Here is a 15,006-nt window from a genome sequence, read left to right on the forward strand (position 1 = left end):
TTGCGATTTTTAATTTTTTTTAATGGATATAAATTAAAAGTGTGGATTAAAAGGTAATTCGAAAGAATTTTAATAAATATATTAAGACAAAAATAAAGTATTCTTATAAAAATAGTAAAAAGTTTTCTAATATTGTATATTAGAATAATATATATTAAGTATTTAAAAATATATGTAGATTTTTAATATGTTTATAACTATAATATATATAGAAATAAAGAGTTAAATTTGTTTTGAGGAGGAGCGATGTGAAAAAAATAAAAATTTTAAACATATTTATTTGTTTTATTATAGCAATTAATGTTTTATTGATACCTGATATAGCTAAAGGATTAGTAGAGGTTCCTGATTATATTAGAGTTGGATTAGAGTATAAATATAAAAATGTTGATAAAATTTATATAAATAATAAGCAACTTATTATGGGATATGAAATTAAAGGAGATTTTATTCCTGAAGCAGTGTTAGAATCTTCAGAGGGATTTTATATAATGCCTTCTAATTCTTATTTTGTATCAACTAATAAAAATTTTGATACGTACGAAGAAGCAAAAACTTATTCAGATGAATTAAAAAATTTAGGATTTAACGCTATTCCTGCTTCTTTAACATTTTCAAAATGGGATGTTTATATAGGAGAATTTAATTCATATAATGAGGCTCAGCAAATAAAAACATTTGATGAAGATTTTATTATAAAGGAAGTTTCTAGTACTCGTACTATATTAAAAGCTAAGTATGATAATATATTAGTTTTAGAAGGAGAAGAAATATATCCACAATTTTTAGGAGTGGATTTTAATTCGTCAGAAGAAATCATAGATTTAGGAGATAGACAATATAGAGGTAGAATGGAATTTGGTAGATATAATGGTTCAGGTATAACAGCAGTGAATATAGTTTTGCTTGAAGAATATTTATATGGGGTAGTTCCAGCAGAAATAAATCCTAATTGGCATATGGAAGCTTTAAAAGCTCAAGCTGTAGTAGCTAGAAGTTATGCTATAAGAAATATGGGAAAACATAAAGATAGTCCATATAATTTATGTGATATGGAACATTGTCAAGTATATAAAGGATATGGGATAGAAAATATAAATTCTAATCAAGCAGTAGAAGAAACAAAAGGAGAATTGGTTTATTATAATGATGAAATTATAGAAGCAGTTTACTTTGCTAGTAGTGGTGGATATACAGAGGATTCAGAAAATGTTTGGAGTAATTCAGTTCCATATTTAAGAGGGGTAGAAGACCCTTATGAAACAAACTCTAAAACTTGGACTAAGAGTTTTAGTAAGTCTGATATAGAAGAACTTTTAAGAAATAATGGAAAAGATATAGGGGAAGTATTAGATATTCAGATAGAAAGTTATACTTCAAGTGGCAGAGTAAAAGAATTAAAAATTATAGGTAGTAGAGGAGAAGAAACTCTTACAAAAGAAAATATAAGGACATTTTTTAAAAGTAATGGTATGAATTTAGAAAGTAGAATGTTTACAATTAAAAAAGGAAATAGCACAGGAGATTTTAAAATTTCTGTTATGAATAAAGAAAATGTATTAGAAAATATAAGTGAAAAACAAGTATCCGTAATAGGAGAAAATAATGAAATTCAAAAATTATTTTTAGAAAATTCTACAATAAATGTACAAAGAGAAAATGGAATAGATACTATTTCTATTTCTTCAACAACATCTATAGAAGGTGATTTTGTATTTGAAGGGAAAGGATATGGACATGGAGTTGGAATGAGTCAGTGGGGAGCAAAGGGTATGGCAGAGGCAGGATATGATTATAAACAGATTTTATCCCATTATTATACTGGAACTACGGTAAACTAAAAATAAAAAGGAGGTTTTAATATGAGATGGAATAGTAATTTAGAAACAGGAGTAGAGAAAATAGATATACAACATAAAGAAATTATAAAAAGGATTAATGGAGTATTAGAAGCTTGTACTCAGCAAAGAGGAAAAGAAATAGTGGGAGATACTTTAAATTTTCTTGAAAAGTATGTTATTGAACATTTTAAGGATGAAGAAGAAAGCCAGATTAAATCAGGATATCCTAAATATAAAGAGCATAAAATTTTACATGATAATTTTATACAGGATTTAAAAGATTTAAGAAATAAGTTTGAACAAGATGGTGCTACGTTAACAGTAGTCTTAAATATGAATAAAGTTGTAGTAAGATGGCTTGCAAGACATATTATGCAAGAGGATAAAGAATTTGCAAAATATTATAAAAGTAGATAAAAAGTATTGGTTATTTAAAACAAGTACCTTTTTCTTAGAAATAAAATAATCTGCTATATAAAAGGGATAATAATATTAAAAATTTATTTAGAAAGAGAGAAATACTATGAACTTACATGATTTTTATTTTGAATTACCAAAAGAATTAATTGCTCAAGACCCTTTAGAAGATAGAAGTTCATCAAGACTTCTTGTATTAGATAAAAAAACAGGAGAAATGGAGCATAAACTTTTTAGAGATATTTTAAATTATTTAAATCCTGGAGATTGTCTTGTAATAAATGATACAAAAGTTATTCCAGCTCGCTTAATAGGAAGTAGGAAAAATACTGGAGCAAAAGTTGAAATATTATTACTTACAAGAAAAGAAAATGATAGATGGGAAGCTTTAGTAAAACCAGGGAAAAAAGCTCGCCCAGGAGATATTATTATATTTGGGAATGGAGAACTTAAAGCAGAAATAGAGGAAATTATAGAAGATGGGAAAAGGATAGTTCATCTTCTATATGATGGGATTTTTGAACAGATATTGGACAAGTTAGGAGAAATGCCATTACCTCCTTATATTACTCATCAACTTAAAGATAAAGAAAGATATCAAACAGTTTATGCAAAGCATGAAGGTTCTGCAGCAGCTCCAACGGCAGGACTGCATTTTACAAAAGATTTACTAAAAAACATAAAGGATAAAGGAATAGAAATAGCTAAAGTAACTCTTCATGTAGGATTAGGAACTTTTAGACCAGTTAAAGTAGAAAATATTGAAGAACATAAAATGCATTCAGAGTTTTTTTGGGTTAATAAAGAAGAAGCTGAAAAAATAAATAGGTGCAAACGAAATGGAGGACGAATTATTGCAGTAGGAACTACTAGTTGTAGAACTTTAGAGTCATGTGCTGATGAAAATGGAATAATTAAAGGGAAAAGTGGATGGACAGATATTTTTATTTATCCAGGATATAAATTTAAAATAGTTGACGCACTTATTACAAATTTTCATTTACCAGAATCTACATTAATCATGCTAGTATCTGCTTTAGCTAGTAGAGAAATCATACTTAATGCTTATAAAAAAGCTGTAGATATGAAATACAGATTTTTTAGTTTTGGAGATGCTATGTTTATAAAATAAATTTTTTAAGCAGAGGAGATTTTTATGCCATATACACCCATTGATGTAATTGAACAATTAATTTCTATTGAAAAAAATGCTGTAAAAATGTACGATAATATTATAAAAATAACAGATGATAAAAAAATTAAGGTTGTCTTACAAGTTTTAAAGAAAGAAGAAATAAGGCATGTAAATTGGTATATAGACTTAAAAGAAAAAATTGAAAAAGAAGAGCAAGAAAATATTGATTTTTATTTTTATGATAAAATATTTAAACTTATTATGGAATTTAAACAAAAAATGTATATTCCTTCTGTTTCAAGTCCAAAGGAATTAATTAATGAAGCTATATATTTTGAAAAATCTCAAGAAGCTCTTTTAATAGATATACAAGGAAGAATATTAACGTCAAATAATGATATATCAACTAAGTTTTATCAGTTACTAAATAAATTAATAAAAGAAGAAAGAAAACATTCTGAAAATTTATCTAGATTTTTGTAGTTTAATAAATAAAAACCATGCAAATAAAAAGAAAAATTCTTTTATGCATGGTTTTTATTATAAAGTTATTTATATATTTAAAATAACTTTTTTATAAAAGAGCCTTTTTAATTAAATCAATTCTAGAAAATATTCTTTGAAATAAATAATCTACTAATGTTAATGCAGTCATAGCCTCTACTACAATAACAGCTCTAGGAACAATAATAGGGTCATGACGGCCTTCAATTTGAAGGTCTATATTTTCACCTTGTTTATTTACAGTATGTTGAAGTTTATGGATTGATGGTGTAGGTTTTATAGCAGCTCTAAATATTATGGGGAAACCGTCACTAATTCCACCTATAATTCCTCCAGAGTTATTAGTCAATTTTATAAGATTTCCTTTTTCGTCATATTTAAAAAAGTCATTATTTTCCCAGCCACTTAATTTAGCAGCGTTAAAACCACTTCCAAATTCTACTCCTTTTACAGCACCTATAGAAAAAATTGCTTTTCCAAGCATTGCATCTAATTTTTCGAATACAGGTTCACCTACTCCAGCAGGGAGACCATTTACAACACATTCAATAATTCCACCAGCAGAATCTTCACTTTCTTTTTGTTTTTTTAAAAATTCAGCGGCTTTTAAAGCAGCTTCTTTATCTGGCATAGCTAAAAAATTATTTAATATTTCTTCTCTTTGAAATTTAGATTTATCAATAGATATGGGCCCAATAGATAAAGCATATGCCATTATATCTACACCGAATTCTTTTAGAATTTTTTTAGCAATTGCTCCTGCTGCCACTCTTGCCGTAGTTTCTCTACCAGAAGAACGACCTCCACCACGATAATCTCTAAAACCATATTTTTTATCATAGGTAAAATCTGCATGTCCAGGACGATAGGATTTTGCTATTTCAGAATAATCATAAGGTCGTTGATTTGTATTATATACTATTAAAGAAATAGGTGTTCCAGTAGTTTTACCCTCAAATACTCCAGATAAAATTTCTACTTTATCACTTTCTTTACGAGGAGTAGAAAAAGGAGATTGTCCAGGTTTTCTTCTATCAAGATCTTTTTGAATATCAGATTCAGAAAGAGGTATGCCTGCAGGACATCCGTCAATGACGACTCCTAATGCTTTTCCATGAGATTCGCCCCATGTAGAAATTTGAAAATGTTTTCCGAATATAGAACCAGCCATATATAACTCCTTTCTTGGGAAATAATTTTTAGAAATTGTATCATTATTTAAAGTGTTTTGCAACTAAATATAATGAACCCCTTGAAAAAAAGTCATTTTCAAGGTACACTGTTCTAGAACTCATAAATTAATACAAAAGGAAGAAGACTTATGTACAAATTACTTAAAACTGAAGGAAGAGCTAAAAGAGGAGAATTTCATACCCCTCATGGAATTATACAAACCCCTGTTTTTATGAATGTTGCCACAGTAGCAGCAATAAAAGGGGCACTTTCTACTAAAGATTTAAAAGATGTAAAATGCCAAGTTGCCCTTTCTAATACATATCATCTCCACCTTAGACCGGGAGATAAGATTATTAAAAAATTAGGGGGCCTACATAAGTTTATGGTATGGGATAGACCTATACTTACAGATTCTGGCGGGTTTCAAGTTTTTTCTTTAACATCTCTTAGAAAAATTAAAGAAGAAGGAGTTTATTTTTCTTCTCATATCGATGGAAGAAAAATATTTATGGGACCAGAAGAAAGTATGCAGATACAGTCTAATATAGGCTCAACTATTGCTATGGCTTTTGATGAATGCTCTCCATATCCTGCTGAAAGAAAATATATGGAAGATTCTGTTGCTCGTACTACTAGATGGTTAGAGCGATGTAAAAAAGAACTTGACCGTTTAAATAAATTAGATGATACAATTAATAAAAAACAAATGCTTTTTGGAATAAATCAAGGAGGAACATATGCGGATATTCGTATTGAGCATGCAAAAGTGATTTCGGACATGGATTTAGATGGGTATGCAGTTGGGGGATTAGCAGTAGGAGAGACCCATGAGGAAATGTATCGAATATTAGAAGAAGTAGTTCCTTATCTTCCGCAAAATAAACCTACTTATTTGATGGGAGTTGGAACTCCAGAAAATATTTTAGAAGCAGTGGATAGAGGAATAGATTTTTTTGATTGTGTATTACCAGCAAGAAATGGTCGTCACGGAAATGTTTATACTAACAGGGGGAAATTAAATTTATTTAATGCTAAATATGAGTTGGATGAAAGACCTATTGAGGAAGGATGTAAATGTCCTACGTGTACTACTTATAGTAGAGCTTATATACGGCATCTTTTAAAAGCTAAGGAAATGCTTGGAATGCGTCTTTGTGTTCTTCATAATTTGTATTTTTTTAATACTATGATGGAAGAAATAAGAGAAGCCTTAGATAAAGGAAGTTATGCCGTTTATAAAAAACAAAAATTAGAAGGATTTAAACAAAAAGAGGAGGAATAGGAATGGAACAATTTTTAGTATTAGCAGAAACAGCTCAAACTACAGACCAATCTGTAGGAGTTGCAGGGGGAATAATTTCAACAATTGTATACATGGGGATTTTTATGATAATACTTTATTTATTTGTTGTACGTCCCCAAAGAAAAAGAGAAAAAGCCTTTAGAGATATGCAAGATAGTGTTAAAATAGGAGATACTATTATGACTACAGGAGGTATCTTTGGTAAAGTAGTAGATATAGTAAATGACATATGTGTTGTAGAACTAGGGTTAAATAAAGGAGTAAAGGTTCCAGTTCAAAAAAATTATATAGCAGCTATAAAAGAACCTGATATGACTGTTAAAAAAGAGGAAGAAGAAACAGATAAAAAAGAAGAAAAACCATCCAAGAAATAATCTTGGGTGGCTTTTATATACTTATTTTTCTTTTCATATTATCTAAAATTTCATAAGGAATTTTAAGATTTCCTTTCCCTACTCCCATGTCTATATTTTTCTTATTAGTACCATGAAAATCACTTCCACCAGTTATTAATAGATTAAATTTATTAGCTAAAGATTTAATATATTCTTCTTCTTCTTTAGAATAAAGGGAATAAATAGCTTCTATACCATCTAAACCTTCTTTTTTTAAATTATTAATTAGTTTAACTAATTCTTCATTAGATAAGTTATACAAGGTAGGGTGAGCTAAAACTGCCAATCCAGAAATTTGATGTATAAGATTAATACATTCTTGGGGGGAAAAGACTTTTCTTTGCACATAACCAGGTTTACCTGGATTTAAATATAATTTAAATGCATCTCCTAGACTATTAACATATCCCTTTTTAAGAAGTACTTTACCAAAATGAGCTCTTGTAATTAAATCTTTTTTGGCTATTTTTTTTAAATCTTCTAGGGTAATATCTATGCCTATATCATTTAATTTTTTTATCATGGACATATTTCTTATATTTCTTGCTTCTCTAATCCAGTTTAATTTTTTAATAAAATCTTTATTTTTATATTCTATAAAAAATCCTAAAATATGAATTTCACGATTTTTATATTCTGCTGCTAATTCTATGCCAGGAATAACTTCTATATTATATTTTATTCCTTCTTTTATAGCTTCATCTATACCATCTACTATATCATGGTCTGTAAGAGCAAAAGCTTTAATTTTTTTTTCATTTGCATATGAAACTAATTCTGCAGGAGACATTGAGCCATCGGAAATATTAGAATGAACATGGAGATCAATATAATTCATTTTATAAACCACCTTTCAAAAAACAATCTTATTATTATCATAAATGATTATTTTAAATCGTACAATAGTACAAAAGATGATTGTAAGAAGGGGGATTTAAGTGGCAAAAACAAATTATAAATCTACACCAATGGTATACCAAGATAATAAATTTAAATTTATTACTATATTAAAAGCAAATATAGTAGCTTATATGATTACTGCAATATTTTTGATTGGAACAACATTACTTTTAACTTATACATCTTTATCTGAATCTAGTATACCATTAATATCAACTATTACTACTTTAATTGCAGTTTTAATAGCAGGATATGATACAGCTAAGGTTTCACAATCAAAGGGATGGTTTTGGGGGCTTATATCAGGAATTGTGTATGCCATAATTTTCACTATATTTTTCTATTTTATTGGAAAAGAAGAAATACAATTTAAAAGTATTATAATTTTATTTTTGTTATCTAGTGGAGGTGGAAGTTTAGGAGGAATGATTGGAATTAATATGAAAAAATAATACATCCTCTTTTCAAGTATAATTAATTATGTTATAATAGGGCGAGTTAATGCAAAGGAGGCATACATAATGAAACATGTAAAAACTTTGAATACAGCTACATTAAAAAAGAGTATGGCAAAAAGTGGATGCGGAGAATGCCAAACATCTTGTCAATCAGCTTGCAAAACATCTTGTACTGTTGCAAACCAATCTTGCGAAAATCATTAATTCTTAGCAGTGGCATGTGTCACTGCTTTTTAAATTGAAGATATAAATGGAAAATGGAGATGATAAAATGATTCATAAGTTTTCTATGGATGGAATTAATATAGTTATGGATATCTATAGTGGGGCTATTCATGTTGTAGATGATATTGTCTATGAATTAGTAGATTATTATAAAAAATATGATAAAGAAAAGTTAATAAATAAATTTAAAGGAAAATATAAAATTGAGCAAATAAAAGAAGCTTTAGAAGAAATAGAAGAATTAGAGAAAGAAGAATTACTTTTTACTAATGATTTATATGAAGAATATTTAGAACAATTTGAAAAGAGAAATCCTATTGTTAAAGCTCTTTGTTTACATGTTACTCATGGATGCAATTTAAAATGTAAATATTGTTTTGCAGGAGAAGGTGAATATGGTGGAAATCGTGCACTTATGAGTGCGGAAGTAGGTAAAAAAGCCATTGATTTTCTGATAAAATCTTCAGGAAATCGTCGAAATTTAGAGGTGGATTTTTTTGGTGGAGAGCCTCTTATGAATTTTGAAGTAGTAAAAGAAATAGTAGAATATGCAAGGTCTATTGAAAAAGATTATAATAAAAATTTCCGTTTTACTATTACTACTAATGGTATTTTGTTGAATGATGAAATACAAGATTACATAAATAAAAATATGTATAATGTGGTTTTAAGTATTGATGGAAGAAAAGAAGTTAATGATAAAATGCGTTATACAGCAAATCATAAGGGAAGTTATGATGTCATAGTTCCTAAATTTAAAAAACTTGCTGATAGTCGTAATCAAACAGATTATTATGTTAGGGGAACTTTTACAAGAGAAAATCTTGATTTTTCAGAAGATGTTTTACACTTAGCAGATTTAGGATTTAAACAAATATCAGTAGAACCAGTCGTAGCTCCTAAGGAAATGGATTATGCTTTAAAAGAGGAAGATCTGCCAATATTATATGAACAATATGAAAAATTAGCAAAAGAATTAATAAAACGTAAAAAAGAAGGAAAAGGATTTAATTTCTTTCATTTTATGATTGATTTAACCCAAGGTCCTTGTGTTGCAAAAAGATTAGCAGGGTGTGGGTCTGGTTCAGAATATTTAGCTGTTACTCCAGAAGGGGATTTATATCCTTGTCACCAATTTGTAGGGCTAGAAGAATTTAAAATGGGTTCAGTTTTTGAAGGAATAAAAAATAAGTCTATGCAAAAACAATTTCAGTCTTGTAATGTTTATGCAAAAGAAGAATGTAGAAACTGCTGGGCAAAGTTTTACTGTAGTGGAGGATGTGCTGCTAATGCATATCAATTTCATAAAGATATTAATGTGCCTTATAAAATTGGTTGTGAATTAGAAAAGAAGAGAATTGAATGTGCTATATATATAAAAGCTAAATTAGCAGAATAAAAATATAAATTTATTGTAAATATAGATTAAAAAATATGGTCAAAAAGCATAATAATTGAAAAATATTGACGTTCTTTATAATAAAGAATATAATTAAATTTGTGTATTTAGGTATTTCGTAGGAAGGGAGATAACACAATGAAGCTTAAAAGTGGATTGATTTTATTTTTAGTTCTCATAATTATCGGAGCAGCGGCGGGAATATCCTATTTTGGTATAGGATCAACAAATTTTTTAGGAGTAGAGAATATAAGACAAGGATTAGACTTAAAAGGTGGAGTAAGTATCGTATATGAAGCTGATAAGGAAAATCCTACAGATGAAGAAATGAGTGCAGCAAAAGAATTAATTCAAGCGAGGTTAGACCGTAATAATTATACAGAAGGAGAAGTATCAATAGAAGGAGAAAGAAGAATACGTGTAGATATTCCTGGGGTTGATGACCCTAATAAAGCGGTAGAAGATATTGGTGCAACAGCTCAACTTAAATTTATTAGTCCAGAAGGGGAAGTTATTTTAACTGGGAATGAAGTACAAGATGCGAGAAAAGAAATTATTAGTGATAATGGCATTACAAAAGCAGTAGTTGCCCTTGAATTTAACTCCGAAGGGAAAAAGGCGTTTGCAGAAGCAACAGAAAAGTATTTAGGACAAGTTATAATGATTGCTTTAGATGACCAAATTATTAGTGCACCAACAGTAAATTCTGTTATTACTAATGGAGAAGCTATTATAGAAGGAATAGGAACTGCAGATGAAGCAGAAGAATTAGCGGCTAGAATAAAAGCAGGTGCTTTGCCTTTTAAATTAACTCCTCTGCAAAGTAATGGAGTAGGAGCAAAATTAGGTGCAGATGCTTTAGAAAGCAGTATTAAGGCAGGAATTATAGGAACTATTATTGTCTTATTATTTATGTTAGTTGTATATAGAGTTCCTGGAATCGCTGCTGATTTAGCATTAATCTTTTATGCTTCAGCTGTATTAATAATATTAAGTTTACTTGAAGCAACTTTGACATTACCAGGGATTGCAGGAATTATTTTATCAGTTGGAATGGCAGTGGATGCAAATGTTATTATATTTTCGAGAATAAAAGAAGAGCTAAATTTGGGAAAAACCCTTAGAGCATCAGTGGATGCGGGATTTAATAAAGCATTTTCAGCTATTTTAGATGGAAATGTTACAACTCTTATTATATCATTTGTGTTATATTGGCTTGGAACAGGCTTAATAAAAAGTTTCGCACAAACCCTAGCAATAGGTATTATTGTTTCTATGTTTACGACTTTAGTAGTAACAAAAATAATAATTAAGCAGTTTATTAATTTAGGAATTAAAAATCCCAAATTATATGGTGCGAAATAAAGGAGGCCTATAGAAATGAATTTTAATATTGTAGAAAAAAGAAAAATATGGTTTACTATTTCATTACTTGTTATTATTGCAGGGTTATTAGCTATGCCTATTAATGCTTTAAGGGGAAAAGGAATTTTAAATTTTGATATAGAATTTATAGGCGGAACTTTAATGCATATCAATATAGGACAAGAATTTGATACAAAGGAAGATATTACTCCAATAGTAACTGAAATAACAGGAGATGATAGCCCCCAAGTTACGAAAGTAGTTGGGAAAAATGAAGTGATAATAAAAACAAAATCCATTGATACGGCAACAAGAACAGAGTTATATAATGCTTTAAAGGAAAAATATAATTTAGATGAAAATGAAGATTTACTAACTGTAGATGATGTAAGTCCAACTATTAGTACAGAAATGCAAGTAAAAGCTTTAAAAGCGTTATTTTTATCATCTATATTAATGCTTATATATATTAGCTTTAGATTTAAGGATTGGAAGTTTGGACTTAGTGCTGTAATGGCACTTTTACATGATGTATTAATAGTTTTTTCAGTTTATTCTATAGCAAGAATTGCTATTAATAACTCATTTGTTGCAGCTATTTTAACTATAGTTGGATATTCAATAAATGATACCATAGTTGTATTTGATAGAATTCGTGAAAACAGAAAAGTGGCAAGAAAAGGAGATAGAAAAGAATTAATAAATAGAAGTATAAGTCAAACAATTTCTCGTTCTATTAATACTTCTTTAACTACATTAGTTACTATTACTATTTTATATTTTCTTGGTGTTCCTTCCATAAAAGAATTTGCACTTCCTATAATGGTAGGAATTATAACAGGAACATATTCTTCTATTTTTATTGCCAGTCCATTATGGTATGTGCTTAGAAAAAAAGAAGCGTAAATAAAAACCCTTCGGCATAGTCCGAAGGGTTTTAAATTTTAACGATTATTTCTTTTATTCAATGCTGCAAGACGTTCATTAGAATTTTTCATAAATTCTTTGATCATGTCTTCTAAACGATCTTTATTAGAAGAAACTGGAGCATTGTTAACAGTTTTATTTTTTTTAGGAGCAGCATCTTTTATAGAAAGAGAAATTTTGCCTGTTTCAGAGTCAATAGAGATGATTTTAACTTTAACTTTATCCCCCAAAGAAAGAGCTTCATTAATATCTTTCAAAAACCCATGGGTTACTTGAGATATATGAACCAATCCTTGAGTAGATTCATCTAAAGTTATAAAAGCTCCAAATGATTTAATACTGTTTACAACACCCTCTACAATTTGACCAACTTGATATTTTTCTGACATATTCACACTCCTATAATTTATTGCAATATTATTATAGCATATACTATAGAATTTTGATACAAGAAAATTTCATAGACTTTTTATTATAACTTGGTTATAATAAAAGTTGTATTATGGAGGGATAAAATGATTAAACCAAAAAATTTATGGATATATAAAGATAAAGAACAAATAGATTTTCATAACCCCCAAGATTTTTCGCTTTCTCCCATTACAATGCAAATATTAACTAATAGAGGAATCAAAACTTACAAAGATATGATTTCTTTTTTATACCCTAATTATGATAATTTATATAATCCTTTTTTATTAAAAGATATGGAAAAAGCAGTTGATAGAATTATTAAAGGTTTAAATGAAAATCAGAAAATTACCATTTATGGAGATTATGATGTAGATGGAATAACTAGCACCTCCATTCTTTTTTTATTTTTAAAAGAAAATGGAGGAAATGTAGATTATTATGTGCCAGATAGAATAAAGGAAGGATATGGACTAAATATTGATGCAGTAAATAAAATAAAAGAAAGTGGCACGGATATAATTATCACAGTTGATACGGGAATTACTGCTGTGGAAGAAGCAAAATTAGCAAAAAAAATAGGGATTGACCTTATTATTACAGATCATCATGAATGTCAAGAAGAAATTCCAGAAGCTTTTGCAGTCATTAATCCAAAACAAGAAGATTGTAACTATCCATTTAAATTATTAGCTGGAGTAGGAGTAACATTTAAATTAATTCATGGATTAGCTAAAAAACTAAAAGTAGAAGAAAAAATTTGGAAATATATAGATATTGTCTCCATAGGCACAGTAGCGGATATAGTCCCCTTAATATCAGAAAATAGAATTTTTGTAAAAAAAGGTTTCGAAACTATTCCAAATACTTGGAATATAGGGCTTAAATCTATTCTTGATGTATCAGGATATAAAGGAGGAAATATTACAACAGGACTTATAGGATTTGGAATAGGCCCTAGATTAAATGCAGCAGGAAGAATAGGAGATGCTAAAAGAGGGATAGAGTTATTTATAACTAATGATGAAGAAAAGGCTAAATTAATAGCAAAGGAATTAGATGAAGAAAATAGAAATAGACAAGATATGGAGCAGAAAATTCTAGAAGAAGCAATGGAAATTATTGAAAAAGAAATTGATATAGAAAACACTAAGGTAATAGTTGTTGCAGGAGAAAATTGGCATCATGGAGTAATAGGAATAGTTGCTTCTAGGATTACTGAAAAATTTTATAGACCTACAATTTTGATGGCCATAGAAGAAGGAATTGCTAAAGGATCAGCTAGAAGTGTGGAAGGGTTTAATATATTTGAAGCTATTAGTAGTAGCAGTGCTTTTTTAACTAAATTTGGAGGGCATGAAATGGCAGCGGGACTATCCATGCCTGTGGAAAATATCAAAGTTTTTAGAAAAGCTATTAATGAATATGCAGAAAAAAATATGAATGAAGAAACTTTAATTCCTAAATTATATTTAGAAGATAATGTTAATATACATGACATAAATTTAGATGTGGTTTCAGAATTAGAAAAAATGGAGCCTTTTGGGCCAGGAAATCCTCAACCATTATTTTCTTTTGAAGGGAAAATTCAAAATTTTAATCTTATAGGTAAAGAAAAAAATCATTTAAAAATTATTTTTAAAGAAGGCTATAAAGTAATTGATGCAGTTGGTTTTGGTTTGGGAGATTATTTTGCTAACTTAAATAGTGGCCAAAAAATATCCGTTGCTGTAAGTTTAGAAAAAAATGAATGGAATGGGATAATAAAACCTCAACTTTTTATAAAAGATTTAAAACCCGTAGAGGAAGATGAAATAAATTATAAATATTATATATCTTTATATAATTTATTTAAAAAAACAGATATAATATCTAACCAAGAAAAACAACCAGATTTATTGTTAGAAAATAAAATATCAATAGATGCCTTACCGGTTGAAGGGAATAATATAATTTTAGTAAATACAAAGTATAATTTTGACAAATTAAATAAATGGCTTAAAAATAATGAAAGATTATTTACTAAGAGGCCAAAAGTTTGGTATACTAATATTTGTGGGTTAAGTAACGGGTATGATATTGTCATAAATCCTATAATAAAAAAGCTTAATTTTGAAAATTATAATAAGATAATTTTATATGATCATTTTTGGAATTATTTAGATTATAATTTTCTTAAGAATAAGATAAATATATTATATTGGATTGATAATAAGTATACTTACCATAAAGATGAAATAGAAAAACTTATTCCAAATAGAGATGATTTTGCAGCTTTATATAGGCAATTAAAATTATTAGATAGCTTAAGTATTAATTCTATAGAATTAGATATTCTTATACGAGAATGTAACAAAAAAGTACTAACTAATCCATTTAAAATACTTTTATGTATGGATGTATTTAAAGAATTGAATTTGGTTGAATATAAATTTCAAAAAGACATTGTATATTTTAAAACTCCTTCGAATACAAAAATATCTTTAGATTCATCTAAGATACTTCAAAAAGTAATTCGTTGGGGAAAGTATTTAAAAACCAAGTAGAGGG

15 protein-coding genes are annotated in these 15,006 nt (G+C 28.3%); 12 read left to right on the forward strand and 3 right to left on the reverse strand.

What is annotated here, in order from left to right:
- The first annotated feature begins 248 nt into the window (after positions 1-248).
- From OM90_RS13150 to OM90_RS06595, 4 genes are all read left to right on the forward strand, one after another.
- Complete coding sequence (locus OM90_RS13150) at positions 249-1,841, forward strand: SpoIID/LytB domain-containing protein (RefSeq protein WP_058486106.1); 1,593 nt, start codon at positions 249-251, stop codon at positions 1,839-1,841.
- A gap of 21 nt (positions 1,842-1,862) precedes the next feature.
- Positions 1,863-2,258: a bacteriohemerythrin gene (locus tag OM90_RS06585; RefSeq protein ID WP_058486107.1), complete on the forward strand. Its 396-nt coding sequence runs from the start codon at positions 1,863-1,865 to the stop codon at positions 2,256-2,258.
- A gap of 106 nt (positions 2,259-2,364) precedes the next feature.
- Positions 2,365-3,390 carry a tRNA preQ1(34) S-adenosylmethionine ribosyltransferase-isomerase QueA gene (queA, locus tag OM90_RS06590; RefSeq protein WP_058486108.1) on the forward strand — a complete coding sequence of 342 codons (1,026 nt, stop codon included), beginning with the start codon at positions 2,365-2,367 and terminating at the stop codon, positions 3,388-3,390.
- 24 nt (positions 3,391-3,414) lie between these two features.
- Positions 3,415-3,876 (forward strand): ferritin family protein, encoded by a 462-nt coding sequence (locus OM90_RS06595; RefSeq protein ID WP_058486109.1) that lies wholly within the window; start codon positions 3,415-3,417, stop codon positions 3,874-3,876.
- Positions 3,877-3,967: 91 nt separating this feature from the next.
- On the opposite strand, the gene aroC is transcribed toward OM90_RS06595, so the two are convergent.
- Positions 3,968-5,068 carry a chorismate synthase gene (aroC, locus tag OM90_RS06600; protein ID WP_058486110.1) on the reverse strand — a complete coding sequence of 367 codons (1,101 nt, stop codon included), beginning with the start codon at positions 5,066-5,068 and terminating at the stop codon, positions 3,968-3,970.
- Positions 5,069-5,218: 150 nt separating this feature from the next.
- On the opposite strand from aroC, the gene tgt reads away from it, so the two are divergent.
- On the forward strand, positions 5,219-6,355 hold the full coding sequence (gene tgt / locus OM90_RS06605; RefSeq protein WP_058486111.1) for a tRNA guanosine(34) transglycosylase Tgt: 1,137 nt from the start codon (positions 5,219-5,221) through the stop codon (positions 6,353-6,355).
- 2 nt (positions 6,356-6,357) lie between these two features.
- On the forward strand, positions 6,358-6,750 hold the full coding sequence (gene yajC, locus OM90_RS06610) for a preprotein translocase subunit YajC (RefSeq protein WP_058486112.1): 393 nt from the start codon (positions 6,358-6,360) through the stop codon (positions 6,748-6,750).
- Positions 6,751-6,763: 13 nt separating this feature from the next.
- On the opposite strand, the gene OM90_RS06615 is transcribed toward yajC, so the two are convergent.
- A complete protein-coding gene (locus OM90_RS06615) occupies positions 6,764-7,609 on the reverse strand; it encodes a PHP domain-containing protein (protein ID WP_058486113.1) in 846 nt (281 codons plus the stop codon).
- 100 nt (positions 7,610-7,709) lie between these two features.
- Here OM90_RS06615 and OM90_RS06620 point away from each other — a divergent pair, with 100 nt between their 5' ends.
- The 5 genes from OM90_RS06620 to secF all read left to right on the forward strand — a co-directional run bounded on the left by OM90_RS06620 (position 7,710) and on the right by secF (position 12,024).
- Positions 7,710-8,123, forward strand: a complete 414-nt coding sequence (locus tag OM90_RS06620) for a TIGR04086 family membrane protein (RefSeq protein WP_058486114.1) — start codon at positions 7,710-7,712, stop codon at positions 8,121-8,123.
- 69 nt (positions 8,124-8,192) lie between these two features.
- Complete coding sequence (gene scfA, locus OM90_RS12280) at positions 8,193-8,333, forward strand: six-cysteine ranthipeptide SCIFF (RefSeq protein WP_064505512.1); 141 nt, start codon at positions 8,193-8,195, stop codon at positions 8,331-8,333.
- 67 nt (positions 8,334-8,400) lie between these two features.
- On the forward strand, positions 8,401-9,753 hold the full coding sequence (gene scfB / locus OM90_RS06625) for a thioether cross-link-forming SCIFF peptide maturase (RefSeq protein WP_058486160.1): 1,353 nt from the start codon (positions 8,401-8,403) through the stop codon (positions 9,751-9,753).
- Between the two features lie 138 nt (positions 9,754-9,891).
- Positions 9,892-11,118, forward strand: a complete 1,227-nt coding sequence (gene secD / locus OM90_RS06630) for a protein translocase subunit SecD (protein WP_058486115.1) — start codon at positions 9,892-9,894, stop codon at positions 11,116-11,118.
- A 15-nt stretch (positions 11,119-11,133) separates the two neighbouring features.
- Positions 11,134-12,024 carry a protein translocase subunit SecF gene (secF, locus tag OM90_RS06635; RefSeq protein WP_058486116.1) on the forward strand — a complete coding sequence of 297 codons (891 nt, stop codon included), beginning with the start codon at positions 11,134-11,136 and terminating at the stop codon, positions 12,022-12,024.
- Positions 12,025-12,062: 38 nt separating this feature from the next.
- Here secF and OM90_RS06640 read toward each other — a convergent pair whose 3' ends face one another.
- Entirely contained in the window at positions 12,063-12,434 is a 372-nt protein-coding gene (locus OM90_RS06640; protein ID WP_058486117.1) for a S1 RNA-binding domain-containing protein, read from the reverse strand.
- A 126-nt stretch (positions 12,435-12,560) separates the two neighbouring features.
- On the opposite strand from OM90_RS06640, the gene recJ reads away from it, so the two are divergent.
- The gene (gene recJ, locus OM90_RS06645) at positions 12,561-15,002 is read left to right on the forward strand and encodes a single-stranded-DNA-specific exonuclease RecJ (protein WP_058486118.1); all 2,442 of its coding nucleotides are present in this window, start codon (positions 12,561-12,563) and stop codon (positions 15,000-15,002) included.
- Positions 15,003-15,006: the final 4 nt, after the last annotated feature.

This window comes from Defluviitalea phaphyphila, from assembly GCF_001466305.1.
Lineage (GTDB): Bacteria > Bacillota > Clostridia > Lachnospirales > Defluviitaleaceae > Defluviitalea_A > Defluviitalea_A phaphyphila.

Coding starts and splice junctions, on each gene's coding strand:
- OM90_RS06585 (WP_058486107.1), top strand. CDS start 1,863: ATGAGATGGAATAGTAATTTAGAAACAGGAGTAGAGAAAATAGATATA.
- queA (WP_058486108.1), top strand. CDS start 2,365: ATGAACTTACATGATTTTTATTTTGAATTACCAAAAGAATTAATTGCT.
- OM90_RS06595 (WP_058486109.1), top strand. CDS start 3,415: ATGCCATATACACCCATTGATGTAATTGAACAATTAATTTCTATTGAA.
- aroC (WP_058486110.1), bottom strand. CDS start 5,068: ATGGCTGGTTCTATATTCGGAAAACATTTTCAAATTTCTACATGGGGC.
- tgt (WP_058486111.1), top strand. CDS start 5,219: ATGTACAAATTACTTAAAACTGAAGGAAGAGCTAAAAGAGGAGAATTT.
- yajC (WP_058486112.1), top strand. CDS start 6,358: ATGGAACAATTTTTAGTATTAGCAGAAACAGCTCAAACTACAGACCAA.
- OM90_RS06615 (WP_058486113.1), bottom strand. CDS start 7,609: ATGAATTATATTGATCTCCATGTTCATTCTAATATTTCCGATGGCTCA.
- scfA (WP_064505512.1), top strand. CDS start 8,193: ATGAAACATGTAAAAACTTTGAATACAGCTACATTAAAAAAGAGTATG.
- scfB (WP_058486160.1), top strand. CDS start 8,401: ATGATTCATAAGTTTTCTATGGATGGAATTAATATAGTTATGGATATC.
- secD (WP_058486115.1), top strand. CDS start 9,892: ATGAAGCTTAAAAGTGGATTGATTTTATTTTTAGTTCTCATAATTATC.
- secF (WP_058486116.1), top strand. CDS start 11,134: ATGAATTTTAATATTGTAGAAAAAAGAAAAATATGGTTTACTATTTCA.
- OM90_RS06640 (WP_058486117.1), bottom strand. CDS start 12,434: ATGTCAGAAAAATATCAAGTTGGTCAAATTGTAGAGGGTGTTGTAAAC.
- recJ (WP_058486118.1), top strand. CDS start 12,561: ATGATTAAACCAAAAAATTTATGGATATATAAAGATAAAGAACAAATA.